Here is a 25,917-nt window from a genome sequence, read left to right as displayed (position 1 = left end):
CGCGCAGGGCGCGCCCGAGACGTCGCCGGGCGCGCGCCGGACGCGCGACCCGAGCGACGCCGTCCTCAGCGCGTGCGGCGGCGGGCGATGCTGTAGTAGCGGATGCTCTCGTACTCCTCGAGCCCCTCGGCGCCGCCCTCACGGCCCATGCCGGAGGCCTTGATGCCGCCGAAGGGCGCCGCGGCGTTCGAGGGCACACCCTGGTTGATGCCGACGATGCCGGTCTCGAGGCGGTCGGCGACGTCGAGCGCGCGGTCGAGCGACTCGGTGAAGACGTAGCCCGCGAGCCCGAGCTCGGTGTCGTTCGCGCGGGCGATCGCCTCGGCCTGGGTCGAGAAGCGCTGCACCGCCGCGATGGGGCCGAAGATCTCGGTCTGCGCGATCCGCGAGTCCGACGGCACGCGGTCGAGCAGCGTCGGCTGGAACCAGTGGCCCGCGCCGGCGATCGCCGAGCCGCCCGTGCGCAGCTCGGCGCCGCGCGCGACGGCGTCCTCGGTGAGCGCCGCCATCGAGCGCACGGCGCGGTCGTCGATGAGCGGTCCGAGCTGCACGCCCTCCCCGAAGCCGGAGCCCACGCGGATGCCGGCGAGCCGCTCGGCGAGCGCTTCGACGAAGGCGTCGGCGATCCCGTCCTGCACGTAGATGCGGTTGGCGCCCACGCACGACTGGCCGCCGTTGCGCAGCTTCGCCGCGAGCGTGCCCTCGACGGCGCGCTCGAGGTCGGCGTCGTCGAAGACGAGCAGCGGCGCGTTGCCGCCCAGCTCCATCGAGGCGCGCAGCACCTGCTCGGAGGCGAGCGCGAGCAGCGTGCGGCCCACGGGCGTCGAGCCCGTGAACGACACCTTGCGCACGCGCGGATCCCGCAGCACCGCCTCGCTGAAGGCGGAGGAGCGGGAGGTCGTGACGACGTGCACGAGCTCCTCCGGGATGCCTGCGCGGCGGCCGAGCTCGACCGCGAGCAGCGTCGTGAGCGGCGTCAGCGTCGCGGGCTTCACGATCGCGGCGTTGCCGGCCGCGATCGCCGGGGCGATCTTGCGCGTGGCCATCGCGAGCGGGAAGTTCCAGGGCGTGATGAGCACCGAGAGGCCGACGGGGGAGCGGCGGGTCACGATCTGGGCGCCGCCGCCGGGGGCGTCGCGGTAGTCGCCCCGGGGCCGCACGGCCTCCTCGGCGTACCAGCGCACGAAGTCGGCGGCGTACTGCACCTCGGCGCGCGCCTCGGCGAGCGGCTTGCCCATCTCGCGCACGATGAGGTGCGCGAGCTCGTCGGCGCGGTCGATGAGCATCGCGTACCAGGCGTGGAGCACGTCGGCGCGCTGCCGCGGGGTCGTGCGGGCCCAGGCGCGGCCAGCGGCGTCGGCGACGGCGACGGCCTCGAGCGCTCCGTCGACGTCGACGTCGACGATCGTCGCGATCCGCTCGCCCGTCGAGGGGTCCTCGACGGCGAGGCCCTCGGCGGGGAGCGCCATGCGTGCGATCGTGCGATCGGCGTTCGCGACGCGCTCGGGATCGGCGGCGACGAGCGCCTGCTGCGGGGCGGTCGTGGTCATCGTGCGGCCTCCTCGGCGATCGCGTGCTCGATGGCGGCGACGAACGAGACGATCTCGGCGTCGTCGACGATGAAGGGCGGGCTGAGCTGCAGCGTGTTGCCTCGCAGCGGCCGCGAGATGAAGCCCAGCTCGACGAGCGCGTCGGTCACGCGCTCGGCGGGCAGCCCGTCGACGAGCGAGACGCCGCCGAGGAGCCCGGCCGAGCGCACCTCCACGACCTCGGGGCGGCGCGCGGCGAGGCCCGCGAGCTCGAGCTCGAGCACGCGCTCGAGCGCGGCGACGCGCGGCACGAGCGCGTCGCGCTCGAGGATGTCGAGGTGCGCGAGCGCGACCGCCGAGGCCGTCGCGTGCCCGGAGTACGTGGCGCCCCAGCGCAGCACGGGCGTCTCGGCCGCGTCGATGAAGAAGGGCTCCCAGATGCGGGGCGCGGCGAGCACGCCGCCGAGCGGCGCGTAGCCGGAGGTGACGCCCTTCGCGAAGGTGAGCAGGTCGGGCTCGATGCCGTAGCGCTCGGCGGCGAACATCGTGCCGGTGCGGCCGAAGCCCGTGATGACCTCGTCGAGCACGAGCAGGATGTCGTGCTCGCGGAGGATGCGCTGGAGGCGCTCGAAGTAGCCCGGTCGCGGCGGGTTGACGCCGCCCGTGCCCTGCACGGGCTCGGTGACGAAGGCGGCGATGCGCTCGGCGCCGATCTCGGCGATCGTCGCCTCGAGCGCGTCGAGGTCGTGCAGCGGCACGCGCGCGGTCTCGGGCACGAGGGAGTCGGTGCCGTAGCCCTCGCGGTTGAAGTCGAGGCCGGCGATGCTCGTGCCGTAGGCGTGGAGGCCGTGGTACGAGAACTCGCGGCTGAGGATGACGGTCTTCTCGGAGCGTCCCTCGCGCTGCCAGTGGCGGCGCGCGATCTTGCACGCGAGGTCGACGGCGTCCGAGCCGCCCGAGCTCAGCAGCACCTTGGGCCGCGCGATGGGCGAGATGCCCGCGAGGCGCTCGCCGAGCGCGAGGGCGCGATCGTTCGTGTAGCGCGCGAACTGGTGGTAGGTCTCGAGCCGCTGCATCTGCTCGAACGCGGCGCGCGCGAGCTCGGGGTGCGCGTGGCCGACGTTGGCGTGCCAGAGGCCCGCGGTGCCGTCGAAGAGGCGGCGGCCGTCGGCGGTGACGACGTAGGCGCCCTCGCCGCGCTCGATGACGAGCTGGCGGCCGATGACCGTCGGGGTGTGCGCCTGCGCGGGCCACAGGGCGGGCGCGTCGAGCAGGCGGCCGGGGGCGGCGGCGCGCGTGGCGTCGGTGACGGTCATCGGAGACTCCTTCGTGACGATGCGTCGCGGTGCCCAGGCACCGCTGGCTGCCACGCTAGGCCGCGCGTCGCGTCAGAGGAAGCGACGCTTCCTGACCGTTGCTCGTCGCTTCTGCTGACGCATCAGCGGGAGGCTCCCTGACGCTAGAGCTCGCGCTCCACCGCGTGCCGCAGCGCCTCGAGCGCGGGGTGCCGATGGGCGCCCGCCCGCGCGACGAACAGGATGCTGCGGTGCTGATCGGCGGGCAGCACGTCGCTCGGCCGCAGCGAGGCGCCGGCCTCCCGCACGACGGTGTCCGGCAGGAAGGCGGCGGCGAGGCCGCCCTCGACCATCCGCAGGTGGAACAGCACGTCCGACGACTCGTGCGCGATCCGCGGCTCGACGCCCAGCTCGCGGCACACGCGCAGCGCCCACTGGGTCGACGCGGCCGAGGCGGGCTCCATGACCCACGGCACCGCGCGCAGCTGCTCGAGGTCGCCCGGGTCGACGCCCTCGGGCAGGTAGCAGCGGATGGGGTCGCGGGCGAGCAGCCACGACCGCACCCCCGAGCCCAGGCTGTCGGCGGTGCCGGGGAAGGCGTCGGTGAGCACCGCGTCGACCTGGTGGCTCACGAGCTGCGCCGCGGCCTCCTCGGGCGTCGACAGGCGGATGCGCACGTCGAGGCCCGGGTACTCCTCGCGCAGGCGCGCGAGCACCCCCGGCAGGGCGATGCGGCTGATCGACGCGAAGGCCGCGAGCGTCACGACGCCCTGCGCGCGCTCGTGCGCGGTCGCGAGGTCGGCCTCCGCCCGCTCGACCGCGGCGAGGATCGCCTCGGTGTTGCGCACGAGCTCGACCCCGACGGGCGTGAGGCGCGCGGTGCGCCCGACGCGCTCGAGCAGCTGCGTGCCGGTCTCGCGCTCGAGCTGCGCGAGCTGCTGCGAGATGGCCGAGTGGCTGTAGGAGAGCGCACGCGCCGCGGCCGTGATGCCGCCGTGCAGCCACACCTCGCGCAGCAGCGTCAGCCGGTGCAGGTCGAGCATCGCGCCTCCGTCTCGTGGCCATCCGGGCTGCGCCCTGACGCGCGGCGCGGCGGCCGCGCGGATCCGTCAGCACCACAGTAGGCGGGGGCGCGATCCGTCACGATCCCCGACGACCACCGGTCGCGGGCGCCGCCCGGGCGCCGCGCGCGGGCGCATGGCCCGGCGCGTAGTGTCGGCAGGCGTCGCGCGACGCCCGCGCGGCAGCACCCACGGACGAAGGAGCGCTGCCATGGCACGCATCCCCGGCATCGGCGGGCGCCGCGCCCGCGCCGACCGCCCCGCCACGACCGAGCCGCCCCAGGGGGCGGCCGCCGAGGGCGCAGCCGCCGAGGCGGGCGCGGGCAAGAAGCTGCGCTCCCGCCACGTGACGATGATCACGCTCGGCGGCATCATCGGCGCGAGCCTCTTCGTCGGCTCGGCCAACATCATCGCGACGACGGGCCCCGCGGCGACGCTCTCGTACCTCATCGGCGGCCTGCTGGTCTTCCTCGCCATGCGCATGCTGGGCGAGATGGCGGCTGCGCGCCCCGCCGTGGGCTCGTTCATGGAGTACGCCCGCGTCGGCCTCGGCAACTGGGCCGCGTACGTCGTCGGCTGGCTCTACTGGTACTTCTGGGTGGGCGTCATCGCCTACGAGGCGGTCGTCGGCGGCGGGATGCTGAACAGCTGGTTCCCGGCGCTGCCCGCCTGGGCGGGTTCGCTCATCCTGCTCGCCATCTTCGTCACCACGAACCTCATCTCGCTGCGCTCGTTCGGCGAGACGGAGTTCTGGCTCGCGAGCATCAAGGTCGTCGCGATCGTCGTCTTCCTCGCCGCCGGCGTGCTCTTCGTGCTGGGCCTGTGGCCCGACGCGACGCTCTCGGTCGACAACCTCTGGTCGCACGGCGGCTTCATGCCGAACGGCTTCGGCGTCGTCCTCTCGAGCGTCGCGCTCGTGCTCTTCTCCTACTTCGGCACCGAGATCGCCGTCATGGCCGCGGCCGAGTCGGAGGACCCCGCCAAGGGCGTCAAGCAGGCGGCGCACACCGTCATCTGGCGCGTCATGCTCTTCTACGTCGGCGCGGTGCTCATCATCGTGACGATCGTGCCGTGGGACGAGCTGCCCTCGCCGGACGTTATCGCGCCCTTCAGCTACGTCTTCGACCTCTTCGGCGTGCCTGGCGCCGAGACGATCATGTCGCTCGTCATCTTCACCGCGGTCATCTCGGTGCTGAACTCGGGCACGTACTCGGCCTCGCGCATGTTCGCGGCGCTCGCCGAGCAGCGGCTCGCCCCCAGGGCGGTCGCGAAGCGCAGCAGCCGCGGCGTGCCCGTGCTCGCGGTCGTCGCCTCCACCGTCGGCGGCCTCGTCGCCACCGTCGTGAACTTCCTGGCGCCGGGCTCGGGCATCTACGAGTTCATCATGAACTCCACGGGCCTCGTGGCGCTGTTCGTCTACGTGTTCATCGCCGTGACCCAGTGGCGCCTGCGCCTGCGCATGACCCCCGAGGAGCGCGAGGCGCTCACGCTGAAGGTGTGGCTCTTCCCGTGGCTCAACATCGTCGTGATCCTCGGCGCGATCGGCATCGTCGGCATCATGCTCACGACCGAGAGCGGCCGCACGCAGGTGCTCACGAGCTGCATCGCCGCGGGCGCGCTCGTGCTGTTCTGGCCCATCGTGCGCCGCAACCTCGCCGCCGCAGGCATCCGGGGCGGCGACGCCGCCGATCCGGCGCGCGCCGAGGAGGGGGCCGGCGCGGCCGGACGCGCCGAGCACCAGTAGCCGGCGGGGCGCGCGGGAGGGCGCGGGGCTGCGGCTCCGCGCCCTCCCGCGCGCTCGGCCGCGCTCGGGGGCGGTTCGGCCGCGCGCTCGGCCGCCGCTCGGCAGGCACTGGGATGCTCGGCACATGCCCTCCCGTCGCCCTCCCGCCGTCGCGGCGCCGCTCGTCGCGTCGCTCGCCACCGCCGCGCTGCTCGTCGGCTGCTCGGCGGGCACCCCCTCCGCGCCGCCCCCGGCCCGCCAGACGGCCGCGGCGACGCCCGGCGACGGACCGGAGGCGGTCGCGACGATCGCCGAGGGCCTCGACGCCCCCTGGTCGATCGCCTTCGTCGACGGCGTCGCGCTCGTGAGCGAGCGCGACTCGGCGCGGATCCTCGAGGTGGCCGACGACGGCGCGATCCGCGAGGTCGGCGTCGTCGCCGACGTCGCCGCGCGGGGCGAGGGCGGCCTCCTCGGCATCGCGGTCGCCGACGGCGCGCTGCTGGCCTACCTCACGACCGACGCCGGCAACCGCATCGACCGCTACGCGCTCGAGGGCTCGACGGGCGGCCTCGCGCTCGGCGGCGCGACGACGATCCTCGACGGCATCCCCGCCGCCGGCAACCATGACGGCGGCCGCATCGCCATCGGGCCGGACGGCATGCTCTACGCGACCACGGGCGACGCCGCCGACCCGGCGCTCGCGCAGGATCCGGCCTCGCTCGCGGGCAAGATCCTCCGCATCGCGCCCGACGGCTCGGTGCCCGCCGACAACCCGTTCGCAGGCTCGCCCGTGTGGAGCCTCGGCCACCGGAACCCCCAGGGCATCGCGTGGACGGCGGACGGCACGATGCTCGCGAGCGAGTTCGGGCAGGACACCTGGGACGAGCTCAACGTCATCGAGCCGGGCGCGAACTACGGCTGGCCGGTCGTCGAGGGGATCGCCGGCGAGGAGGGCTTCGTCGACCCCGTGCAGCAGTGGTCGCCCGCGGAGGCGAGCCCCAGCGGCATCGCGGTCGCGGGCGACGCGGTCGTCATCGCCAACCTGCGCGGCGCGCGATTGCGGTCGGTGCCGCTCGCCGACCTGGGCGCCGCCTCCGACCTGCTGACGGGGCAGGGGCGGATGCGCGACGTCGTCGTCGCCCCCGACGGCGCGCTCTGGGCGCTCACGAACAACACCGACGGCCGCGGGCAGCCGCGCGAGGGCGACGACCGCATCCTTCGGGTGCCGCTGCCGTAGGCCGCCGACGCCGGTCCTCGCCGCGCCGGCGCGTGCGCCGCGCGACGCGCGCGATGCGGGATGCTCGGAGCGCGGTCGCCGCGTCCGCCGTCACCGAGGAGCACCATGCAGCAGCACGCCGTCATCGGCATCCCCGCCCGCCTCTCGCCGCTCGAGGGCGCCGATCCCCGCGTCGCGCTCGCGGACGGCCTGCTGCAGGCGATCGTCGCGCTCACCGAGGCGCCCGGCGTGCGGGTCGAGGTCATCGGCGCCGACGACGCCGACCTCGGTCGCTTCGACGGCTTCGTGCTGCCCGGCGGCGGCGACGTCGATCCCGCGCGCTACGGCGGCGACGCCGCGGCGCCCGTCTACGACGTGAACCCCGAGCAGGACGACCTCGACCTCCGGGTGCTCGAGCACGCCCGCGCGACGGCGACGCCCCTGCTCGCGGTGTGCCGCGGCCTGCAGGTCGTCAACGTCGGCCTCGGCGGCACGCTGCACGAGGACCTCGCGCCCACCGAGGTCGCCCACAAGCGTGCTCCGGGCGACGACGCGGGGGAGGAGGGCCTCTTCTCCTGGCACGAGGTCGCGGTCGCCGAGGGCGACGCGCTCGCCGACGCGTACGGCACCGGTCGGCCCGTGGTCGCCTCCGCCCACCACCAGGGCATCCGCGACCTCGCCGAGGGCCTCGTGCCCGTCGCGACCGGCGACGACGGGCTCGTGGAGGCCGTGCGCGCCGAGCGCGGCGGCTGGCTGCTGGGCGTGCAGTGGCACCCGGAGGTCTCCCGCCCCGCGAGCGCCGACGACGGTCGCGACGCGCGCCGGGCCGCGCCCTTCGCCCTGCTGCGCGCCGCGATCGCGGAGCGGCGCGCAGCGCAGTAGCGTCCGGAGAGCCCGCCCGCGAGCCGAGAGGACCCCCATGCCCCACGACACCGCCGCCCCCGAGAGCGCCGCCCACGCGACCGCCGCCTACGACGTCGCCGCCGTCCGCGCGGCCTTCCCCTCGCTCGCCTCCGGCATCGCGCACTTCGACGGCCCGGGCGGCACGCAGACGCCCGCGGTCGTCGCCGAGGCGATCGCCCGCACGCTCACCGCCCCGCTCTCGAACCGCGGCACGGGGCGCGCAGCGAGCGGAACGCCGACGAGGCGGTCGCGGCCTACCGGGCCGCCGTCGCCGACCTCGTGGGCGGCGATCCGCGGGGCGTCGTGCACGGCCGCTCGGCCACGCAGCTCACCTACGACCTCTCGCGGGCGCTCGCGAAGGGCACGGGCGGCCGGCCCTGGGGGCCGGGCGACGAGGTCGTCGTCACCGAGCTCGACCACGACGCCAACGTGCGGCCGTGGATCCAGGCGGCCGAGGCCTCGGGGGCGACGGTGCGCTGGCTCCGGCTCGACCCGGCGACCGCCGACCTCGACCTGACGGCGCTCGACGACGTCGTCACCGAGCGCACGCGGCTCGTGGCGGTCGCGGGCGCATCGAACCTGCTGGGCACGATGCCGGACGTCGCGCGCATCGCGGCCCGCGCGCACGCGGTGGGGGCGCTCGTCCACGTCGACGCCGTGCACCTGGCCGCGCACGCCGCGATCGACCTCGCGGCGCTCGGCGCCGACCTCCTCGTGCTCTCGCCGTACAAGCTCTTCGGCCCGCACTGCGCCGCGCTCGTCGCCGACCCGGCCCTGCTCGAGACGATCCGCCCCGACAAGCTCGCGCCCTCCACCGACGCGGTGCCGGAGCGCTTCGAGCTCGGCACGCTGCCGTACGAGCTGCTCGCGGGCGTCACCGCGGCGGTCGACTTCCTCGCGGGGCTCGGCGCGCGGGGAGGCTCGCGGCGCGAGCGCATCCTCGACGCGCACGCGCGCATCCACGCGCACGAGCTGCGACTCCGCGGCCGCGTCGAGGAGGGCCTCCGCGCACTGGGCGACCGCCTCGTGCTGCACTCGATCGCCGCCAGGCGCACGCCCACCCTGTTCCTCACGCCGACCCGCGTCGACGCCGCGGACGCCTACCGGGCGCTCCTCGCGCACGACCTGCTCGTGCCGGCCGGCTCGTTCTACGCGCAGGAGCCCTTCCGGGCGCTCGCCACGGGCGCGCCGGGCGGTCTGCGCATCGGCCTCGCCGCCTACACCGACGACGCCGAGGTCGACCGCCTCCTGGCCGGGCTCGACGCGGTGCTCTGAGCGGCGCCACGCGCCTGGCGGGGCCGCGCGGTCAGCCTCGGCCCTCGAGGAGCTCGTGGGGCAGGCCGGCGGCGAGGTAGGCCGCCTCGGAGCGGCGCGAGGGGGCGACGAGCACCAGCCCGGCCGCCGCTCCGGCCGTGGGCAGGTCGTCGGCGGAGTCCGTCCAGAAGCGGCGCGCGCCCACGTCGATCCCGGCCCGCACCAGCGCCTCGAGCTTGCTCGCGCCGCGGATGTGGCGGTCGAAGGCGGGGCCGCCGGGACCCCACGCGAGCGTGGAGGCGAGCAGCAGGTCGCGGGGCACGCCCGCCGAGTCGAGGAACGCGCGGGCGAGCCGGTGCTCGGACCCCGTCGCGACCACGACGTGGGCGCCCTCGGCCGCGAGCTCCCGCGCGATCTTCACCATCGATGCGCGCGCCGCCGTGCGCCCCATCCGGGTGCCGACCTCGCGTGCGAGCGCCTCGTACTCCGCCTCGGACATGCCGCGCAGCATCGCCGCGGCGACCGCGCGGGAGGCCGCAGCGTGCCGCGCGACGTCGCCGCCCGCGAGCACCCAGCGCACGAGCCTGCGGCAGGCTGCCGGTCGCCCGCCGCGGCTGCCGGCGCGCGGCCTCCACCAGGAGGGTCGCGACCGTGTCGCGCGTCGAGAGCACGCCGTCGAGGTCGAGCACCGCGTCCATCACGGGCCCAGCCTGGCGCGCCGGACGCGCGGCGCGAGCACGGCGCGCGGCTTGGCGCCGGACGCCCGTGGGCGCGTCGGGGCGATGGCGTGCGATGATCGCGCCATGAGCGGCATCGCGGACCACGAGGAGATCGTGTCGCAGGTGGTCGCGAAGCTGACGGCCGCGAAGCCCGAGGCATCGCCGGCCGAGGTGGAGCGGATCGCGCGCGAGGAGCTCGCGGCGATCGCCGAGAGCCCCGTGCAGGACTTCCTGCTCGTGCTCACCGAGCGCGCGACGAAGCGTCGCCTGAAGCGCGGCTGAGGGCGCTCACGCCCGCGCGGCGTGCCGCAGCGGCCGTGCGGCGTAGCCGTGCCGCTGCTCGGGCGGGGCTGCCCCTGTCGGTCGCTGGGCGACGGCCGGGCCCGCGCACGGCGGGGGCTTCTGCGGCACGAGCGGGCGCGCGGGGGCACGGCCGCCCCCGGAGGTCGAGCGGCCCGACGCGCGCTCGTAGAGCGCGAGCACGCCGTCGTGCGCGTGGTCGACGCTCGCCCAGTACCCGATGAGCCGACGCTCGGCCCGGTCGGCCTCGGGCGTCACGGCGCGGTAGTAGGGCTCGCGCCGCGGACCGAGCGCGACGAGGCGGACGATCGCGATGCGGTGCCCGTCGAGCGGGTGCAGCACATCCCACTCGGCGGGGCGGATCGTCATGCGGCCACCGTAGGAGCGACCGCTGACGCGCTCCGGGTCCACGCTCTGCGCTGCGCGCACGATCCGCGCCGCGCGCTGCGCGCACGATTCGCCCTGTGCCACGGTGGTGCCATGGCGGAGCGCACGGAGCACGGCACGGGCACGATCGAGGTCGCGGCGATCCTGTTCGACATCGACGGCACGCTCGTCGACTCGACGGCGGCCGTGGAGCGCATCTGGCGCGCCTGGGGCGGGCAGTGGGGGATCGACCCCGCCAGCATCCTCGCGGTCTCGCACGGCCGCCGCAGCGACGACACGATCGCCGAGCTCGTGCCCCCGGAGCGGCGCGGGGCGGCGCTCCGCGACGTCGAGGCGATCGAGGACGCCGAGGCGGGCGACGCTGCGGCGCTCCCCGGCGTCGCCGCGCTGCTCCACGGCCTGCCTGAGGACGCGTGGGCGGCCGTGACCTCCGGGCGACGCGCGGTCATGGAGGCGCGGCTCGCGGCGGCGGGCCTGCCGGTGCCGCGCGTCCTGGTAGCGGCGGAGGACGTCGACCGCGGCAAGCCCGATCCGCAGGGCTACCTGCTGGCGGCGGCGAGGCTCGGCGTGGACGCCGCGCGGTGCCTCGTCGTGGAGGACGCGCCCGCCGGTGTCGACGCGGGCCTCGCGGCGGGCGCGACGACGCTCGGGGTGGCCACCTCGCACCCCGCGGAGGCGCTCGGCCGCGCCCACGCGGTGCTCCCGGACCTCCGCGGGCTCCGCGCCCTGCCGGACGACGGGGGCCTCCGCGTGCGCCTGGGCTGAGGCCGTCCGGTCAGGCCGTCGGGTCAGGCAGCACGATCAGCGCGCTCGGCCCGCCCAGCGCGCCGCGAGCGAGCCGGGGCACCAGCCCCGCCAGGCGCCGACGAGCAGCACGGCGGCCGCGATGCCTGCGACGACGGCCGCAGTCGGAGCCGTGGAGGGGCTGAGGGCGAACGCCGCGACGAGCACGCCTACGGCCGCCTGCGCGATCCGCTCGCCCGTGCCCGCCGCGCAGCGGATCCGGGGCCGGTGCCTGCGATGGCCGCTCCCGACGACGGGATCCGTCATCGCTCGATCGCGATGCCGGTCGCGGCGGCGGCCTCGTCGAGGGAGCCGAGGTCGGTCACGTCGGTGAAGCCGGCCTCGCGCAGCATCGCTGCGGCGCTGGCCGAGCGGCTGCCGGAGCGGCAGTAGACGAAGGTCGCAGCGTCGGGGTCGAGGCTCGGGATGGCCGCCTCGAGGTCGCCGTTCGAGACGTCGAGCAGCGTCGCGCCTGCCAGGTGGCCCTGCGCGTGCTCGGCGGCGGTCCGGACGTCGATGACGACGGCGTCGGCGGGCACCTCCACGGGCTCCGGCGCGCTCGTGCAGCCCGCGAGGGCGAGTGCGAGCACCGCGACGGCGGCGAGGCGGACGAGGGCGGCGCGGGATCGGGCGCGTGCATGCATGGGGATGCTCCTAGCTGAGGGAGAGGAAGAGCTTCTCGAGCTCGGCGAGCTGCTCGTCGCGGGTGCGCTCGTCGTCGTCGGCGACGCAGTGCTCCATCGCGCTCGCGACGATCGCGAACCCCGCCCGGTCGAGCGCCTTGGACGTCGCCGCGAGCTGCGTGACGACGTCGCGGCACTCGCCGCCCGCCTCCACGGCGGCGATCACGGCGTCGAGCTGCCCGCGGGCGCGCTTCAGGCGGTTGGCGATGCGCCGCTGCGCATCCGGGGTGGCGGCGGTGGGGATCATGCGTGCTCCAGTGCTCGGGCGCGCCTGCGCGCGCGGTCGCCGGCCCGCCAGGTGAGCCAGCCGCCGTCGAGGTTCCGCGCCGCCACGCCGTGCTGGGCGAGGATGCGCTGCGCCACGTGGGCGCGCTGGCCCACCTGGCAGTGGACGATCACCTCGCGGCCCCGCAGCTCGTCGAGCCGCTCGCGCAGCGCGTCGACGGGGATGCTCGTGGAGCCGGGGATCGCGCCCCGGTCGTGCTCCGCCTCGGTGCGCACGTCGACGACGACGGCGCCCGCCGCGACGGCGGCCTCGACGTCGTGCCAGGCGATCGCCGCGGCGACGCCGGAGGCGCGGTTCTGCGCGACCATGCCGAGCAGGTTCACGGGATCCTTCGCCGAGCCGAACTGCGGCGCGTAGGCGAGCTCGAGGTCGACGAGCGACGAGGCGGTGAGGCCGGCGCGCATCGCGACCGCGAGCACGTCGATGCGACGGTCGACGCCCGCGCCGCCGACGATCTGCGCGCCGAGGATGCGGTCGTCGGCCTCGTCGACGACGAGCACGATCGACATCTGCTCGGCGCCCGGGTAGTAGCCGGCGTGGTGCGCGGGGTGGGTGCGCACGACGCGGTGCGGGCGGCCCTGGGCGGCAGCGTGCTCGGGGCTCCAGCCCGTCATGGCGACCGTGCGGTCGAAGACCTGCACGATCGCGGTGCCGAGCGCGGGCGCCGCCGCCACGGGCAGGCCCGCGATGGCGTCGGCCGCCTCGCGGCCGCCCCGGTTGGCGAGGCCCGCCATCGCGACGAGCGCGGGTGCGCCGTCGACGGCGTCGCGCTGCTCGACGGCGTCGCCGACCGCGAGGATCGCGGGGTCGCTCGTGGCATGGGAGGCGTCCACCGCGATGCCGCCGCGAGGCCCCAGCGCGAGACCGGCGTCCGCGGCGAGCCGCGCGGCGGGGCGCACGCCCCGGGCGTCGAGCACGAGCGCCGCGTCGAGGGTGCGGCCGTCGGACAGCCGGGCGCCGCCCGCGACGACCTCGTCGACGACGGTGCCGAGCAGCAGCTCGACGCCGTGGCGCTCGAGGGCGTCCGAGACGGCCTCGGAGAGCGCGAGGTCGAGGCGAGAGAGCGGCCGGTCGCCGCGCGAGACGAGGGTCACCCGCTGGCCGCGGGCCACGAGGTTCTCGACCGCCTCGAGGCCGATGAAGCCGGCGCCGACCACGAGCACGGGCGCGCCCTCGGGCGCCGCCTCGAGCACCGCGAGGACGGCGTCCATGTCGGCGATCGTGCGCAGCTGGTGCACGGGGGTGCCGCCGCCCGGGAGCGGGGGCATGGCGTCGGCGCCCGTGGCGAGCACGAGCCGGTCGTAGGGGAGCCAGGAGCGCTCGCCCGTGGCGAGGTCGACGACGGCGAGCGCGCGGGCCTCCCGGTCGATGGCCACGGCCTCCGTGCGCACGCGCACGTCGATGCGGAAGCGCGCCGCGAGCGACTCCGGCGTCTGCAGCAGCAGTGCGTCGCGGTGCTCGATCACGCCGCCCAGGTGGTACGGCAGCCCGCAGTTGGCGAAGGAGACGTGCTCGCCCCGCTCGACCACGACGATCTCGGCGCGCTCGTCGAGGCGCCGCAGGCGCGTGGCGGCCGACATGCCGGCGGCGACGCCGCCCACGATGACGACGCGCATCAGCGGCCCAGGAGGCGCGCGAGGAAGCCCTGCTTGGGCTCCGCCTCGTGGCCCGAGCACCACTGACCCGCGGGCACGGTGCGCCGCACGTCGGCGACGTGCTGGCCGCAGCCGGCCCAGGTGGTCTTGCCGCAGGTGGAGCAGCGGACGGCACGGCACATGGTGGGGATCCTCTCGTCGTAAGCCTTCAAGATACCCCCGGGGGTATCCGCGCGCAAGTGAGCCCTCAGCCGCCTCCGAGCCGCCGCCGACCTCCGCCGTGTTCGATGCGACCAGGGCGGCCGAGGCGCGGTCGCGGGCAGGAGCGATCGTGGACGCGACGGATGCTGGAGGAGGCCGCGGCGGGCGGGCGCCGGACGCGTCCGCGGAGCCCGAGGCCTTCGACGTCGCCGTGATCGGCGCGGGGCCCGCGGGCACGGCCGCGGCGCTCCGCGCCGCGGAGCTCGGCGCCTCGGTCGTGGTGCTCGAGGCCGCGCACCTCGGCGGCACGTGCGTCAACAGCGGCTGCGTGCCCACGCGCGTGCTCGCGAAGGCCGCGCGCCTCGTGCGCGACGCGCGCACCGCGGGCGAGCACGGCGTGGCCGTCGAGGGCGTCGCGGTCGACTGGCCGACGGTCGTCGAGCGCGTGCACGGCCGGGTCGACCGGGTGCGGGCCGTGAAGCGGGAGGCGGAGCGCTTCGCCGCGGCGGGCGTCGCGCTCGTCGAGGAGGGCAGGGCGCGCTTCGAGGACGCGCGCACGCTCGTGCTCGACAGCGGCCGGCGCATCCGCGCCGAGGCGATCCTCGTCTGCGTGGGTGGGCGGGCCAGGCGCCTGCCGGTGCCGGGCGCCGAGCTCGCCACCATGCCCGACGAGGTGCTGCACCTGCCGTCCCTGCCCGCGCGCGCGGCCATCATCGGCGGCGGCAACACGGGCGCGCAGCTCGCGACGGTGCTCGACGCGTTCGGCTCCCGCGTCACGCTGCTCGACGTCGCGCCGCGCATCCTCATGCCCTCCGACGCCGCGATCTCGGAGGCCGTGACGGCCGCGTTCCGCGACGCCGGCGTGACGGTGCGCACGGGGATCGCGGGCGTCGACCGCCTCGAGCGCGCGGGCGACGGCATCGAGCTCGCGTGGCGGGACGCCGGCGGCGCGCCCGTCGCCGAGCGCTTCGATGCCGTCATCATGGCGACCGGCTGGCCGCCGGACGTCGTCGACCTGGGCCTCGACCGCGCGGGCATCGCGCTCGAGCGCTCTGCGATCCCGGTCGATGGCGACCTCCGCAGCGCCGTGCCGCACATCTACGCGGTCGGCGACGCGAACGGCCGCGACATGCTCGTGCAGGCGGCGCAGTCGGAGGGCGAGGCGGCGGCGGAGCACGCGGTGCTCGGCCAGGCGCGCCGCACCGGCCACCTGCTGCTGCCCGCGGGCGGCTTCACCGACCCCGACTACGCGGGCGTCGGGCTCACCGAGGCCGAGGCGCGCGAGCGCGACCCGCGCTGCGTCGTCGCGACCGTCGACTACGCGCAGCTCGACCGCGCCGTCATCGACGACCGCGCGCGCGGCTTCCTGAAGCTTGTCGTCGACGGCAGGCGCGCGCTCGTCCTCGGCGCCCACGCGGTGGGGGAGAACGCGATCGAGGTGATCCAGTCGGTCACGACCGCCATGGCGGCGGGCATCGACGTCGCGACGCTCGCGCGGGTGCGCTTCGCCTACCCCAGCTACACCGCGATCGTGGGGCTCGCGGCGCGGGCGGCGCTCGCCGAGCGCGACGAGCCGGCCGTGCTCCGCTAGGAGCCGCCCCCGAGGAGCGCGACGGTCGCATCCGCGTCGGCGAGGTCGCGGGCCACGCGCTCGCGACGCGCGAGCGCCTCGACGCGGAACCAGGCGGCGCGATCGGCGGGCATCGCCGCGAGGGGATCGGCGGGGGAGGCGTCGAGCGCCCGCGCGAGCTCGCTCATCTCCTCGAGGGTGAAGCGCAGCGGCTTCATCCGCATGAGCACGCGCACGCGCGCCTCGTCGGCCTCCGTGTAGAGGCGGAAGCCGCCGTCGGTGCGGCCGGAGGGCGGCACGAGGCCCACCTCGTCCCAGTGGCGCAGGCTCCGCAGCGAGAGCCCCACCCGTTCGGCGAGCTCGCCGATGTGCATCGTGCGGTCGGTCATGGCCATCCTCGTCAACTCTCCCCTCACGTCAGGGTAGTATCGCTGCATCGGGCTCGCGCCCGCCGACCATCCTGGCCGAGGCGCGACCGACCCCGCGCGACGACGCGCTCGCCTCCTCTGCCGCCTCGGTGCGTCCGCGCGGCCCGCCCTCCCGACAGGAGACCCATGTCCCAGCACACCGCCGCGCCCGTGCGGCGCACGATCGACGAGTCCTCGGTGCGCGCCGTCCTGCGCAGCCCGCGGCTGCTCACGCGCGAGGCCCTCGCCGGGCTCGTCGTCGCGCTCGCGCTCATCCCCGAGGCCATCTCGTTCTCGATCATCGCCGGGGTCGACCCGCGCGTCGGCCTCTTCTCGTCGTTCGTCATGGCCGTCTCGATCGCGTTCCTGGGCGGCCGCCCCGCCATGATCTCCGCCGCGACGGGCGCCGTCGCGCTCGTGATCGCGCCCGTCATGCGCGACCACGGCTTCGACTACTTCATCGCCACCGTCCTGCTCGCGGGCGTGCTGCAGGTGGTGCTCGGCCTGCTCGGCGTGGCCAAGCTCATGCGCTTCATCCCGCGCAGCGTCATGGTCGGCTTCGTGAACGCGCTCGCGATCCTCATCTTCATGGCGCAGGTGCCGCACCTCCTGGGCGTGCCCTGGCTCGTCTACCCGCTCGTCGCTGCGGGGCTCGCGATCCTCGTGCTGCTCCCGCGCCTCACCCGCGTCGTGCCGGCTCCGCTCGTCGCCATCGTCGTGCTCACGGGCGTGGTGCTCGCGTTCGGCCTCGCCGCCGTGCCGAACGTCGGCGACGAGGGCGAGCTGCCCCGCAGCCTCCCCGAGCTCTTCGTGCCGGCCGTGCCGCTCACGCTCGAGACGCTCGGCATCATCGGCCCCACGGCGCTCGCCATGGCGCTCGTGGGCCTCCTCGAGTCGCTCATGACCGCGAAGCTCGTCGACGACGTCACCGACACGCGCTCCAGCAAGACCCGCGAGTCGTGGGGGCAGGGCGTCGCCAACGTGCTCTCGGGCCTCTTCGGGGGCATGGGCGGCTGCGCCATGATCGGCCAGACGATGATCAACGTGAAGGCCTCGGGCGCACGATCGCGCGTCTCGACCTTCCTCGCGGGCGTCTGCCTGCTGCTGCTCGTCGTCGTGCTCGGCGACGTCGTGGCCCTCATCCCCATGGCTGCGCTCGTGGCGGTCATGATCATGGTCTCGGTCGGCACCTTCGACTGGCACAGCGTCGCGCCCGCGACGCTCCGTCGCATGCCGCTCGGCGAGACGGTCGTCATGGTCGTCACCGTCGTCGTGGTCGTCGCGACCCACAACCTCGCGATCGGCGTGGGCGTCGGGGTCGTGACCGCGATGGTGCTCTTCGCGCGCCGCGTCGCGCGCTTCGCGACCGTCGCCCGCGAGCTGGTCGAGGAGGACGGCGCCGCGACCGCCCGCTACACCGTGGAGGGCGAGCTCTTCTTCGCCTCGTCGAACGACCTCACGACGCAGTTCGCGTACGCCGACGACCCCGACCGCGTCGTGATCGACCTCGGCCGCTCGCACATCTGGGACGCGTCGACCGTGGCGGCGCTCGACGCCATCGAGACGAAGTACGCCCGCCTCGGCACGCGGGTCGAGCTGCGCGGCCTCAACGACGCGAGCGTGCGCATGCGCGAGCGCCTCGCCGGCAACCTCGGCGCGGGGCACTGACGCCGCGATCCACGACGCGCCGCACGCACGAGGGCGGGCGACCGACCGGCCGCCCGCCCTCCGCCGTGCCTAGCCGCGCTCCGGCAGCAGCTCGGCGAGCAGCGCCTCGACGCGGCCCTTGATCTCGTCGCGCACGCGGCGCACGGTCTCGATGTCCTTGCCGGCCGGGTCCTCGAGCTCCCAGTCCTCGTAGCGCTTGCCGGGGAAGATCGGGCACGCGTCGCCGCAGCCCATGGTGATGACCGCATCCGACTCGCGCACGGCCTCGACCGTGAGCACCTTGGGCTGGTTGCCGGCGATGTCGATGCCGAGCTCCGCCATCGCCTCGATCGCGACGGGGTTGATGGCGTCCTTGGGGGCGCTGCCCGCCGAGAGCACCTCGACGGCGCCGCCCGAGAGCGCCTGGGCGAAGCCGGCGGCCATCTGCGAGCGGCCCGCGTTGTGCACGCAGACGAACAGGACGGTGGGGGTGGTGGGCATGGTGGGCTCCGATCGTGTGGAGGGGTCAGGTGAGGGAGGCGACGAGTCGCTCGACGCGCGCCTCGATGTCGTCGCGGATCGCTGCGAGGCCCTCCGGGGAGGCCAGGGCCGGGTCGCCGACCGCCCAGTCCTCGTAGCGGACGCCGGGGAGCACGGGGCAGACGTCGCCGCACCCCATCGTGACGACGACGTCGGCAGCGCGCACGGCGTCGTCGGTGATCGGCTTCGGGTACGCGGCGGCAGCTGCGTCGGAATCGATCGCCTCCAGCAGGGGCAGGACGCCCTCGTGCACGGCGTCGCCAGGGTTCGAGCCCGCGGAGCGCGCGACGATCCGGCCTCCCGAGCGCTGCTGCACGAGCGCGGCGGCGAGCTGGGAGCGCCCGGCGTTCGCGACGCAGACGAAGAGCACCTGCGGGCGGGCACCGCTGCGCTCGCGCTGCAGGTCGGCGAGCCGCTGGCGCGCGAAGCGCTCCGTGAGCGGCACCAGGTGCGCGGTGACGCGGGCCCCTCGCGCGAGCCCGGCATACGACTCCCGGACGATCGAGGCGACGAGCTCCGGCCGCAGGGCCGGGTTCCGGAGCGCGAGGGCATCGGCGAGCTGCGTGAGGGCGCCGTCGACGTCCTCGAGGCCGCCGTAGGCGCGCGCCCGAGGGGCCGCGGCGGCGGGGCCGAAGGATTCGAGCAGCGTGCGGACGGCCGGGAGGAGGGCCGGGGCGACGGAGTACCAGACCCAGGTCCCGCGACGCTCGGCATCCAGCACCCCGGCGGAGCGCAGCACCTTCAGGTGGTGCGAGACGGTGGGCTGCGAGACCTCGGCGAGCGCCGCCAGGTCGCACACGCACGATTCACCACGAGGATCGGTCGCGATCGCCGAGAGCATCCGCAGCCGCAGCGGATCGGCGAGCGCCTTGAGGGTGGCGGCGATCGCGGTCGCGGCGCGCTCGCCGATCGCGTGCGATGCGGTCGGGGCGCAGGCCTCGGGCTCGACGCTCATCGATCCGCCCCCCGGAGCTCGCGCGCGGCGGTCGGCGGCGCGTCCGCGAACCAGGCGCGGCCGAGCCGCAGCGAGACCCAGACCAGGCCGACGAGCACGGGCACCTCGATGAGCGGGCCCACGACGCCCGCGAGCGCCTCGCCGGAGGCGACGCCGAACGTGCCGATGGCGACTGCGATCGCGAGCTCGAAGTTGTTGCCCGCCGCCGTGAAGGCGAGGGTCGCCGAGCGGGCGTAGCCCATGCGGAGCCAGCGCCCGAGCGCGAGCCCCGCGAGCCACATGATGGCGAAGTAGAGGAGCAGCGGCAGCGCGATGCGGGCGACGTCGAGCGGCTGGGCGAGCACGCGCTCGCCCTGCAGCGCGAAGAGCAGCACGATGGTGGCGAGCAGACCGTACAGCGCCCATGGGCCGACGGCGGGCAGGAAGCGCGACTCGTACCACTCGCGCCCGCGAGCACGTTCCCCGACCCAGCGCGAGGCGAGGCCCGCAACGAGCGGGATGCCGAGGAAGACGAGCACGTTGCCCGCGATCTCGCCCATCGACACGTCGAGCGACTGCTCCGCGAGCCCCAGCCAGCCCGGCAGCACCGCGAGGTAGAACCACCCCAGCAGCGCGAACGCGACGACCTGGAACGCGGAGTTGAGCGCGACGAGCACGGCTGCGGCCTCGCGGTCGCCGCAGGCGAGGTCGTTCCAGATCACGACCATCGCGATGCAGCGCGCGAGTCCGACGACGATGAGGCCCGTGCGGTACTCGGGCAGGTCGGGCAGCAGCAGCCAGGCGAGCGCGAACATGAGCGCGGGGCCCACGACCCAGTTCAGCACCAGCGAGGCCAGCAGCAGCCTGCGGTCGCCTGCGACGGCCGCGACGCGGTCGTAGCGCACCTTCGCGAGCACGGGGTACATCATCACCAGGAGGCCCACGGCGATGGGCAGCGAGATGCCGCCGACCTCGAGGCCGGTGAGCAGCGGTCCGAGCGCGGGCACGAGGGCGCCGAGCGCGAGGCCCGCGGCCATCGCTGCGGCGATCGACAGCGGCAGCCATCGATCGAGCGCCGACAGGCGTGCCGGATCGGCGCTCATGCCGCCGCTCCGACCGGCTCGGCGCGGTGCTCGACGCTGCGCTCGGGCAGGCTCGCGAGGTGGTGCTGGGCGTCCTGCGCGGCGGCGCATCCGGTGCCCGCCGCGGTGATGGCCTGCCGATAGGTGCGATCGACCAGGTCGCCCGCCGCGAAGACGCCGGGCAGGCTCGTGCGGGTTGACGGGTGCTCGACGAGCACGTAGCCCTCGGCATCGAGCGCCACCTGTCCGCGGACGAGCTCCGACCGAGGGTCGTGGCCGATGGCGATGAACGCCCCGTCGGCGGGGATCTCCCGCTCGTCGCCGTTCGTCGTGTCGCGCACCCGCACTGCTCGGAGCTTCGCCTCGCCCACGAACTCCAGGACCTCGCTGCTCCACACCACCTCGATCGAGGGGTGCTCCAGCACGCGCTGCGCCATGATGCGGGAGGCGCGGAACTCGTCGCGGCGGTGCACCACCGTCACCTTCGAAGCGAAGCGCGTCAGGAAGAGCGCCTCCTCCATGGCGGAGTCGCCGCCGCCCACGACCACGACCTCGCGCTCGCGGAAGAAGAAGCCATCGCACGTGGCGCACCAGGAGACGCCGTGGCCGCTCAGCCGCTCCTCCCCGGGCGCGCCGAGGCGACGATAGGCGGAGCCGGTGGCGAGGATCACCGCGGGAGCCTCGAGCTCGAGGCCGTTCCCCGTGCGGACGCGCTTCACGTGCTCGGCGAGGGCGACCTCGACCGCGTCGTCGAGGAGGATCTGCGCGCCGAAGCGCTCGGCCTGCGCGCGCATGGACGCCATGAGCTCGGGGCCCTGCACGCCGTCGACGAAGCCGGGGAAGTTCTCGACCTCCGTGGTCGTCATGAGGGATCCGCCCGCGGTGACCGAACCGGCGATCACGATGGGGCTGAGGCCCGCGCGCGCCGCGTAGATCGCCGCGGTCCAGCCGGCGGGGCCGGAACCGAGGATGAGGAGCTGCTCGCTCTGCTTCGACATGTATCTATATTGACAGAAGTCGATGCAATGGCCAAGCCGGTGCGCGGGTGACCGAGGGCTACGGCGCGGCGGTCGCCGTCGCCTGCGGCGCGCCCGCGGGCGCCGCGCAGCAGCCGCCGCCGAAGTCGCCCGCGCCGCCGCAGACGCCCGTCTCCGGCAGCACGAGCTCGTTCCGGGCGGCGGCCTCGTGGTCGCCCGCGAGATGCGCGACGACGCTCCGCACCTGCTCGTAGCCGGTGAGCGCCAGGAAGGTCGGCGCGCGGCCGTAGCTCTTGGCGCCGAGCACGAAGAGATCGGGCTCGGGGAGCGCGAGCTCGGCGACGCCCGTCGCGGCGACGGTGCCGCAGGAGTGCACGTTCGGGTCGATCTCGGCCGCGAGGCCCGCGACCGCGTCGAGCGAGGGGTCGAGCGCCACGCGGACGCCGGCGAGCAGCGCCGTGTCGGGGCGGAAGCCCGTGAGGGCCAGCACGTGGGCGACGGGCCCGATCCGGCGGCCGTCGTCGGCGACGACCTCCGCCTGGTCGCCGACGATCGCGACTTCGGCGGTGCGGAAGCCGGTGACGACCTCGACGAGCCCCCGCTCGATCGCGCGGCGCGTGCGGGTGCCGAGCGCGGCGCGCTGCGGCAGAGCATCTGCCTCGCCCCCGCCGAGCGCGCCCTCGGCCGAGGCGCGACGCAGGAGCCACGAGACGCGGGTGCCCGGCGCGCGCTCCGCGAGCTCGGCGAGGCGCAGCACCGCGTGCACCGCGGAGTGGCCGGCGCCCACGACGGCCACGTGGCGGCCCGCGAGGTGCTCGACGTCGGCGGGGATGCGGCAGCCCACGAGCCCTGCGGCGGCGGCGGCGCGCTCGCCGAGCGCGGGCGCGCCGTCGGCGCCCGCGGGGCCGGGCTGCGCCCACGTGCCGGAGGCGTCGAGCACTGCGCGCGCGAGCAGGCGGTGCTCGCGGCCCTCCCCGTCGACGGCGTGGACGACGAAGGGCGCCTCGGCCCTGCCGGCGTCGACGACCTTGTCGCGGCCGGCGCGCGTCACCGCGATCGCCTCGTGGCGCAGGCGCACCCGGTCGCCGAGCGCTGCGGCGAGCGGCTCGAGGTAGTCGCGCACCCAGGCGGCGCCCTTCGGGTAGCCGGAGGTCGGCACCGCGACGCCCGCGGCCGCCAGCAGGCGCCGGCTCGCGGGGTCGACGAGCTCGTCCCAGGCCGAGAACAGCCGCACGTGGCCCCACTCGGCCACGGCAGCGCCCGCGGCGGCACCGCGCTCCAGCACGAGCGGCTCGATGCCGCGCTCGAGCAGGTGGGCTGCCGCGGCGAGCCCCTGCGGGCCTGCGCCGATGACGATGACGGGGAGAGCGGTCACGGATGCTCCTGGCGGTGGGAGGGTCGGATGCATCGGCGCCCCGATGCATCGACGGCGCTCGATGCATCGATCATGTTCGATGCATCGACATCTGTCAATGCGTCTGGCAGACTGGCAGCATGGAGACCGCCACCGCTTCCCTCGCCGCGGCCGCGTGCGCTGATCCTGCTGGCGCGTGCTGCACGAGCGGCCAGGCCGAGGGCCTCCCCGCCGAGGCCGCGGAGGCCCTCGCGCGCACCTGGAAGGCGCTCGGCGACGCGACCCGCGTGCGCCTGCTCTCGCTCATCGCCGCGGGCGAGGGCGGCGAGGCGTGCGTCTGCGACCTCACCGGACCCGTGGGCCTCAGCCAGGGCACGGTCTCGCACCACATGCGCATCCTCGCCGAGGCGGGCCTCGTCGAGCGCGAGCAGCGCGGCCGCTGGGCCTACTACTCGGTCGTCCGCCCCGCGCTCGATGCCGCCGCAGCATCGCTGCGCGCGCTCTGACGCTCCCGAGCTCTCGGCGCTGGAACGTCCGACCGCCTTCAGGCGGCCGTGGCCTCGAGCCAGGTGACGAGCACGACGGAGTCGGTGCAGGCGGTCGCGCGCCAGCCCTCGCCGGGCAGGTCGACGAGGTCGCCCTCGCCGGCGTCCCACATCCGATCCGCGCCGCGCAGCTCCACGGCGCCGCGCAGCACGACGAGCGTCGCCTCGCAGACGGCGCGGTCGCACGACATCGACTGGCCGTCCGCGAGCGCGACGACCGACTGCTGCAGGCTGCGCTCGCCGCCGCCGCGCACGACGGTGTGCGTGGGGCCGGGCGCGCGCTGAGCCTGGGTGAGCAGCGAGCTGCCGAGCGTGTCGAGGCAGTCCACCATGAGGTCCTCCGGTCGGCCTCACGGTGCTGGATGCCGCGTCGGCCGGATCCGCGGACTCCGGAGCCCCGGTGCTGCGGGCCTCGGGCCCAGTCTGCACGGACGCCCGACCATGAGCATCCGGAGGATCCCTGAGCGGGGTCGGGGAGGTCGCGCCGCGGCTAGCGTGGCGGAGGACGCTCGGCCCTGCCCGGGCGCAGGAGGGATCTCCGTGGCGCTGCCCGCACCGCTCGACCGGCTGGGCCCCGTGCTCGTCGCACCGATGGCGGGCGGCCCCTCGACGCCGCGCCTCGTGGCCGGCGCCGCCCGCGCGGGCGCCTTCGCGCAGCTCGCAGGCGGGTACCTGGCGCCGGAGGCGCTCGCCCGGCAGATCGCCGCGGTGCGCGCCGAGGGCGCTCGAGCGTTCGGCGTCAACCTGTTCGTGCCGCAGCCGCATCCGATCTCGCGAGCGGCCTACGACGCCTACGCGGCGCGCATCGCCGACGATGCGCGCGCCGCGACCGATGCCGCGCCGCCGCCGCTGCGCGAGGACGACGACGCGTGGGACGACAAGCTCGCGCTCGTCGTCGCGGAGCAGGTGCCCGTGGTGTCCTGCACCTTCGGGCTGCCCGATCCGCACGACCTCGGGCTGCTGCGCGGTGCGGGCATCGCGGTGCTGCAGACCGTCACCGGGGTCGACGAGGCGATCGTTGCCGAGGCGGCGGGCGTCGACGCGCTCGTCGTGCAGGGCGCGGCGGCGGGCGGCCACTCGGGCGTCTGGGCGCAGGGCGCGCTGCCGCCCGCGGTGCCGCTCGGCGAGCTCGTGGCCGAGGTGCGCGCGGCGACGCGGCTGCCGATCGTCGCCGCCGGCGGCGTCGTGCGCCGCGAGCAGGTGCGGGCGCTGCTCGCGGCGGGCGCCGAGGCGGTGCAGGTGGGCACGGCGGTGCTGCTCGCCGACGAGGCGGGCACGGCCGCAGCCCACCGCGCCGCGCTCGTCGACCCCTCCTTCGACCGCACGGCGCTCACGCGCGCGTTCACGGGCAGGCCGGCGCGCGCCCTCGTGAACGGCTTCGTGGCCCGCCACGACGCCGCCGCGCCCTCGGGCTACCCGGCGCTCCATCACCTCACGCGGCCGATGCGGCAGGCCGCCGCCGCGGCCGGCGACCTCGAGCGCCTGCACCTGTGGGCGGGGGAGGGCTGGCGCGAGTCGCGCGCCGCCCCGGTCGCCGCGATCCTCGCCGCGCTCGCGCCCGACGGCGACGAGCCGGGCGCCCGCGACTAGCGCCGCGCGGCGTCCCGCGGCGTCGGCACGAGCGCCACGTCGCGCAGCGTCTCGTCGTCGACCAGGGCGGTCATGACCGTGCCGACCGGCTGGCGGCGCCGGTCGGTGGGGGAGCCCGGGTTCAGCAGCCGGAGGCCCTGCGGCGTCGTCGAGTCCCACGGGATGTGGGAGTGGCCGAAGACGAGCACGTCGACGGGCGCCGCGGCGCCGGGCCCGAAGCGCGCGTCGCAGCGCCCCTCGCGGCCCGCGGCGGCGCCGGTCTCGTGCACGACCGCGATCCGCAGGCCCTCGAGCTCGACGCGCGCGACGTCGCCGAGGCGCGCGTGCAGGGCCGGGCCGTCGTTGTTGCCGGCGACGCCCACGAGCCGGGCCGCGCGCGCCTCGAGCGCGTCGAGGGTGGCCTCGTCGACCCAGTCGCCCGCGTGGACCACGACGTCCGCCTCGTCGACGAGCCGCCAGACCTGCTCCTGGAGCGCCTTCGCGCGCACGGGCAGGTGGGTGTCGCTGAGCAGCAGCAGTCGGGTGGGCACGGGCTCCATCCTGCCGGGCGGGCGCCCTGGCCGGCCGACGCCCGAGCATCGCCGCGCACCGGCCCGGGACGCGGCGACGCGACCGACGCTCGGCGGATCCACAGCCCGCACCGCTGTCGCGCCGAGGGTGGGCGATATATCGTCGAGCATCGCCGACAGTCGGCGAACGAGGAGGTCGATCATGCAGGGCAGCACCGGGCACGAGACGGGGAACGGCTTCGGCGGCGACTTCGGTCGCGGCTTCGGCGGGCCGGGCGGCCCCGGCGGCCACATGTGGGAGGCGATGGAGCACCTCCGCTCCGCCTTCGACCCGCGCTCCGACCAGCGCCGCGGCGGCGGCCGCATGGGGCGCGGCGACGTGCGCGCCGCGGTGCTTGCGCTCCTCGCCGAGCGTCCCATGCACGGCTACCAGATCATCCAGCAGATCGAGGAGCGCAGCGGCGGCGCCTGGAAGCCGAGCCCCGGCTCGGTCTACCCCACGCTCCAGCTGCTCGCCGACGAGGGGCTCATCACCGCGAGCGAGGCCGACGGCCGCAAGACCTACGCGCTCACCGAGGGCGGCCGCGCCGAGGCGGCCGATGCCGCCGACCGGCACGCGCCGTGGCTCTCGCAGGGCGAGCAGCGCCGTCCGTCGCCCCTGGGCGCGCTGCCCAAGGCCGGCATCGACCTCGCCCAGGCGGCCGCGCAGGTGGGCCGCACCGGCACCCAGGCGCAGGTGCAGGAGGCGGTCGAGGTGCTCGAAGCCGCGCGCCGTAGGCTCTACGCGATCCTCGCGCAGGACTGACCGGGTGCCGCCGACGCCCGCC

At 76.0% G+C, this 25,917-nt stretch carries 28 protein-coding genes and 1 pseudogene; 11 read left to right on the top strand and 18 right to left on the bottom strand.

Going from position 1 to position 25,917, the window contains the following annotated elements:
- Nucleotides 1–65: 65 nt before the first annotated feature.
- The 3 genes from OVA14_RS12260 to OVA14_RS12250 all read right to left on the bottom strand — a co-directional run bounded on the left by OVA14_RS12260 (nucleotide 66) and on the right by OVA14_RS12250 (nucleotide 3,867).
- Nucleotides 66–1,550 carry an NAD-dependent succinate-semialdehyde dehydrogenase gene (locus OVA14_RS12260; protein ID WP_267504119.1) on the bottom strand — a complete coding sequence of 495 codons (1,485 nt, stop codon included), beginning with the start codon at nucleotides 1,548–1,550 and terminating at the stop codon, nucleotides 66–68.
- Nucleotides 1,547–2,845: an aspartate aminotransferase family protein gene (locus OVA14_RS12255; protein WP_267504118.1), complete on the bottom strand. Its 1,299-nt coding sequence runs from the start codon at nucleotides 2,843–2,845 to the stop codon at nucleotides 1,547–1,549. Before OVA14_RS12255 ends, OVA14_RS12260 begins: the two co-directional genes overlap by 4 nt.
- Nucleotides 2,846–2,988: 143 nt before the next feature.
- Nucleotides 2,989–3,867, bottom strand: coding sequence for a LysR family transcriptional regulator (locus tag OVA14_RS12250; RefSeq protein ID WP_267504117.1), 879 nt, complete (start codon nucleotides 3,865–3,867; stop codon nucleotides 2,989–2,991).
- A gap of 229 nt (nucleotides 3,868–4,096) precedes the next feature.
- On the opposite strand from OVA14_RS12250, the gene OVA14_RS12245 reads away from it, so the two are divergent.
- The 4 genes from OVA14_RS12245 (at nucleotide 4,097) to OVA14_RS12230 (ending at nucleotide 9,002) form a co-directional block, all read left to right on the top strand.
- Nucleotides 4,097–5,629, top strand: coding sequence for an amino acid permease (locus OVA14_RS12245; protein WP_267504116.1), 1,533 nt, complete (start codon nucleotides 4,097–4,099; stop codon nucleotides 5,627–5,629).
- A gap of 124 nt (nucleotides 5,630–5,753) precedes the next feature.
- Entirely contained in the window at nucleotides 5,754–6,845 is a 1,092-nt protein-coding gene (locus OVA14_RS12240) for a PQQ-dependent sugar dehydrogenase (protein WP_267504115.1), read from the top strand.
- Nucleotides 6,846–6,950: 105 nt separating this feature from the next.
- The gene (locus tag OVA14_RS12235; RefSeq protein WP_267504114.1) at nucleotides 6,951–7,706 is read left to right on the top strand and encodes a gamma-glutamyl-gamma-aminobutyrate hydrolase family protein; all 756 of its coding nucleotides are present in this window, start codon (nucleotides 6,951–6,953) and stop codon (nucleotides 7,704–7,706) included.
- Nucleotides 7,707–8,006: 300 nt separating this feature from the next.
- Nucleotides 8,007–9,002: an aminotransferase class V-fold PLP-dependent enzyme gene (locus OVA14_RS12230; RefSeq protein WP_324288012.1), complete on the top strand. Its 996-nt coding sequence runs from the start codon at nucleotides 8,007–8,009 to the stop codon at nucleotides 9,000–9,002.
- Between the two features lie 31 nt (nucleotides 9,003–9,033).
- Here OVA14_RS12230 and OVA14_RS12225 read toward each other — a convergent pair.
- Nucleotides 9,034–9,621, bottom strand: a pseudogene (locus OVA14_RS12225) (haloacid dehalogenase-like hydrolase); the annotation flags it as partial.
- A 163-nt stretch (nucleotides 9,622–9,784) separates the two neighbouring features.
- On the opposite strand from OVA14_RS12225, the gene OVA14_RS12220 reads away from it, so the two are divergent.
- Complete coding sequence (locus tag OVA14_RS12220; protein ID WP_267504113.1) at nucleotides 9,785–9,982, top strand: three-helix bundle dimerization domain-containing protein; 198 nt, start codon at nucleotides 9,785–9,787, stop codon at nucleotides 9,980–9,982.
- 6 nt (nucleotides 9,983–9,988) lie between these two features.
- Here OVA14_RS12220 and OVA14_RS12215 read toward each other — a convergent pair whose 3' ends face one another.
- On the bottom strand, nucleotides 9,989–10,369 hold the full coding sequence (locus OVA14_RS12215) for a hypothetical protein (RefSeq protein WP_267504112.1): 381 nt from the start codon (nucleotides 10,367–10,369) through the stop codon (nucleotides 9,989–9,991).
- Between the two features lie 111 nt (nucleotides 10,370–10,480).
- Between OVA14_RS12215 and OVA14_RS12210 the strand changes: the two genes are divergently transcribed.
- Nucleotides 10,481–11,152: an HAD-IA family hydrolase gene (locus OVA14_RS12210; RefSeq protein ID WP_267504111.1), complete on the top strand. Its 672-nt coding sequence runs from the start codon at nucleotides 10,481–10,483 to the stop codon at nucleotides 11,150–11,152.
- Between the two features lie 36 nt (nucleotides 11,153–11,188).
- Here the strand turns inward: OVA14_RS12210 and OVA14_RS12205 are convergent, their stop codons facing one another.
- The 5 genes from OVA14_RS12205 to OVA14_RS12185 are packed head-to-tail and all read right to left on the bottom strand — an operon-like array spanning nucleotide 11,189 to nucleotide 13,916.
- Nucleotides 11,189–11,437, bottom strand: a complete 249-nt coding sequence (locus OVA14_RS12205) for a YgaP-like transmembrane domain (RefSeq protein ID WP_267504110.1) — start codon at nucleotides 11,435–11,437, stop codon at nucleotides 11,189–11,191.
- Nucleotides 11,434–11,814 carry a rhodanese-like domain-containing protein gene (locus OVA14_RS12200; RefSeq protein WP_267504109.1) on the bottom strand — a complete coding sequence of 127 codons (381 nt, stop codon included), beginning with the start codon at nucleotides 11,812–11,814 and terminating at the stop codon, nucleotides 11,434–11,436. The genes OVA14_RS12205 and OVA14_RS12200 overlap by 4 nt, the downstream gene beginning before the upstream one ends.
- Before the next feature lie 10 nt (nucleotides 11,815–11,824).
- Entirely contained in the window at nucleotides 11,825–12,100 is a 276-nt protein-coding gene (locus tag OVA14_RS12195; protein WP_267504108.1) for a metal-sensitive transcriptional regulator, read from the bottom strand.
- Complete coding sequence (locus tag OVA14_RS12190) at nucleotides 12,097–13,755, bottom strand: FAD-dependent oxidoreductase (RefSeq protein WP_267504107.1); 1,659 nt, start codon at nucleotides 13,753–13,755, stop codon at nucleotides 12,097–12,099. The genes OVA14_RS12195 and OVA14_RS12190 overlap by 4 nt, the downstream gene beginning before the upstream one ends.
- Entirely contained in the window at nucleotides 13,755–13,916 is a 162-nt protein-coding gene (locus OVA14_RS12185) for a hypothetical protein (protein WP_267504106.1), read from the bottom strand. The genes OVA14_RS12190 and OVA14_RS12185 overlap by 1 nt, the downstream gene beginning before the upstream one ends.
- A 149-nt stretch (nucleotides 13,917–14,065) precedes the next feature.
- Here OVA14_RS12185 and OVA14_RS12180 point away from each other — a divergent pair, with 149 nt between their 5' ends.
- Nucleotides 14,066–15,526, top strand: a complete 1,461-nt coding sequence (locus OVA14_RS12180) for a dihydrolipoyl dehydrogenase family protein (RefSeq protein ID WP_267504105.1) — start codon at nucleotides 14,066–14,068, stop codon at nucleotides 15,524–15,526.
- Here OVA14_RS12180 and OVA14_RS12175 read toward each other — a convergent pair.
- The gene (locus OVA14_RS12175) at nucleotides 15,523–15,894 is read right to left on the bottom strand and encodes a MerR family transcriptional regulator (RefSeq protein ID WP_267504104.1); all 372 of its coding nucleotides are present in this window, start codon (nucleotides 15,892–15,894) and stop codon (nucleotides 15,523–15,525) included. The genes OVA14_RS12180 and OVA14_RS12175 overlap by 4 nt on opposite strands.
- Before the next feature lie 165 nt (nucleotides 15,895–16,059).
- Between OVA14_RS12175 and OVA14_RS12170 the strand changes: the two genes are divergently transcribed.
- On the top strand, nucleotides 16,060–17,580 hold the full coding sequence (locus OVA14_RS12170) for a SulP family inorganic anion transporter (RefSeq protein WP_267504103.1): 1,521 nt from the start codon (nucleotides 16,060–16,062) through the stop codon (nucleotides 17,578–17,580).
- 69 nt (nucleotides 17,581–17,649) lie between these two features.
- On the opposite strand, the gene OVA14_RS12165 is transcribed toward OVA14_RS12170, so the two are convergent.
- The 5 genes from OVA14_RS12165 to OVA14_RS12145 are packed head-to-tail and all read right to left on the bottom strand — an operon-like array spanning nucleotide 17,650 to nucleotide 22,467.
- Nucleotides 17,650–18,060, bottom strand: coding sequence for an arsenate reductase ArsC (locus OVA14_RS12165; RefSeq protein WP_267504102.1), 411 nt, complete (start codon nucleotides 18,058–18,060; stop codon nucleotides 17,650–17,652).
- Nucleotides 18,061–18,085: 25 nt separating this feature from the next.
- Nucleotides 18,086–19,054: a metalloregulator ArsR/SmtB family transcription factor gene (locus OVA14_RS12160; RefSeq protein ID WP_267504101.1), complete on the bottom strand. Its 969-nt coding sequence runs from the start codon at nucleotides 19,052–19,054 to the stop codon at nucleotides 18,086–18,088.
- A complete protein-coding gene (gene arsB / locus OVA14_RS12155) occupies nucleotides 19,051–20,136 on the bottom strand; it encodes an ACR3 family arsenite efflux transporter (RefSeq protein WP_267504100.1) in 1,086 nt (361 codons plus the stop codon). Before arsB ends, OVA14_RS12160 begins: the two co-directional genes overlap by 4 nt.
- Nucleotides 20,133–21,113 carry a thioredoxin-disulfide reductase gene (gene trxB / locus OVA14_RS12150; protein WP_267504099.1) on the bottom strand — a complete coding sequence of 327 codons (981 nt, stop codon included), beginning with the start codon at nucleotides 21,111–21,113 and terminating at the stop codon, nucleotides 20,133–20,135. The genes arsB and trxB overlap by 4 nt, the downstream gene beginning before the upstream one ends.
- Nucleotides 21,114–21,171: 58 nt before the next feature.
- Nucleotides 21,172–22,467 carry an NAD(P)-binding domain-containing protein gene (locus OVA14_RS12145; RefSeq protein ID WP_267504098.1) on the bottom strand — a complete coding sequence of 432 codons (1,296 nt, stop codon included), beginning with the start codon at nucleotides 22,465–22,467 and terminating at the stop codon, nucleotides 21,172–21,174.
- A 119-nt stretch (nucleotides 22,468–22,586) separates the two neighbouring features.
- Between OVA14_RS12145 and OVA14_RS12140 the strand changes: the two genes are divergently transcribed.
- The gene (locus tag OVA14_RS12140; RefSeq protein ID WP_267504097.1) at nucleotides 22,587–22,952 is read left to right on the top strand and encodes an ArsR/SmtB family transcription factor; all 366 of its coding nucleotides are present in this window, start codon (nucleotides 22,587–22,589) and stop codon (nucleotides 22,950–22,952) included.
- Nucleotides 22,953–22,990: 38 nt separating this feature from the next.
- Here the strand turns inward: OVA14_RS12140 and OVA14_RS12135 are convergent, their stop codons facing one another.
- Complete coding sequence (locus OVA14_RS12135; RefSeq protein WP_267504096.1) at nucleotides 22,991–23,320, bottom strand: hypothetical protein; 330 nt, start codon at nucleotides 23,318–23,320, stop codon at nucleotides 22,991–22,993.
- A 211-nt stretch (nucleotides 23,321–23,531) separates the two neighbouring features.
- Here OVA14_RS12135 and OVA14_RS12130 point away from each other — a divergent pair, with 211 nt between their 5' ends.
- Nucleotides 23,532–24,581 carry a nitronate monooxygenase gene (locus tag OVA14_RS12130; RefSeq protein WP_267504095.1) on the top strand — a complete coding sequence of 350 codons (1,050 nt, stop codon included), beginning with the start codon at nucleotides 23,532–23,534 and terminating at the stop codon, nucleotides 24,579–24,581.
- On the opposite strand, the gene OVA14_RS12125 is transcribed toward OVA14_RS12130, so the two are convergent.
- Nucleotides 24,578–25,120 (bottom strand): metallophosphoesterase family protein, encoded by a 543-nt coding sequence (locus OVA14_RS12125; protein WP_267504094.1) that lies wholly within the window; start codon nucleotides 25,118–25,120, stop codon nucleotides 24,578–24,580. The two genes, OVA14_RS12130 and OVA14_RS12125, sit on opposite strands and share 4 nt — an antisense overlap.
- A gap of 172 nt (nucleotides 25,121–25,292) precedes the next feature.
- On the opposite strand from OVA14_RS12125, the gene OVA14_RS12120 reads away from it, so the two are divergent.
- Nucleotides 25,293–25,895, top strand: a complete 603-nt coding sequence (locus tag OVA14_RS12120) for a PadR family transcriptional regulator (RefSeq protein WP_267504093.1) — start codon at nucleotides 25,293–25,295, stop codon at nucleotides 25,893–25,895.
- Nucleotides 25,896–25,917: the final 22 nt, after the last annotated feature.

The sequence above is a fragment of the Agrococcus sp. SL85 genome, from assembly GCF_026625845.1.
In the GTDB taxonomy this organism is placed as follows: Bacteria; Actinomycetota; Actinomycetes; order Actinomycetales; family Microbacteriaceae; genus Agrococcus.
Note: the sequence above shows the minus strand (reverse complement) of the source record. Positions and strands in the feature narration are given on the sequence as shown.